This window comes from Streptomyces sp. MMG1533, from assembly GCF_001279775.1.
Lineage (GTDB): Bacteria > Actinomycetota > Actinomycetes > Streptomycetales > Streptomycetaceae > Streptomyces.
On sequence record NZ_LGDG01000116.1, the window covers coordinates 1 to 720 of the forward strand.

The 720-nt window shown below is 73.3% G+C and carries 1 pseudogene; it reads left to right on the forward strand.

Annotation, left to right across the window (positions count from 1 at the left end):
- A pseudogene (locus tag ADK57_RS13225) lies at window positions 1-720 on the forward strand (IS200/IS605 family accessory protein TnpB-related protein); the annotation flags it as partial.

The window sequence follows — 720 nt, forward strand, 5'->3', positions numbered from 1 at the left end:
AGGTGGCCCATCTGGGCTGGCTGCGCGGGCAGATCGCGTCGATCGAGGCGCGGCTGGCCCGGCCGCTGGGCGCGAAGGCGGACAAGCGGGAAGGGCTGGCGCGCGGCTATGCCTCGCGGAGCGAGTGGCATGCCAAGTCCCGCCGCCTGCACACCCTCAAAGACCGCCTCGCGGTGGTGGAGACGGACCGGGCGGCGGGCCGGGTGCACGTGGTGCGTGGCGGCAAACGCCTCGCGAACACCCGCCACCACCTTCAGGCGGCCGGGCTGGACGTGGCGGCCTGGCGGCAGCGGTGGCAGGCGGAGCGGATGTTCCTGGCCGCCGACGGCGAGGCGGGCAAACGCTTCGGCAACGAAACGATCCGCGTCACCGACACCGGACAGGTCTCGGCCAAGCTCCCGGCCCCGCTGGCCCGCCTGGCCAACGCACCCCACGGCCGCTACGTCCTCGACGCGACCGTACGGTTCCAGCACCGGGGGCAGGAGTGGCGTGACCGGGTCACCGCCAACCGGGCGGTGGCCTACCGCATCCACCACGATGTGGTGCGCGGCCGCTGGTATGTGACCGCCTCCTGGCAGCGGACCGCCGCCGCCGTCTTACCGTTGGAGGCGGCGCTGGCGCGGGGGGTGGTCGGGGTGGACATGAACGACGACCACCTCGCCGCCTGGCAGTTGGATGTGCACGGCAACCCGGTCGGCGAGCCGCAGCGCTACTTCTACG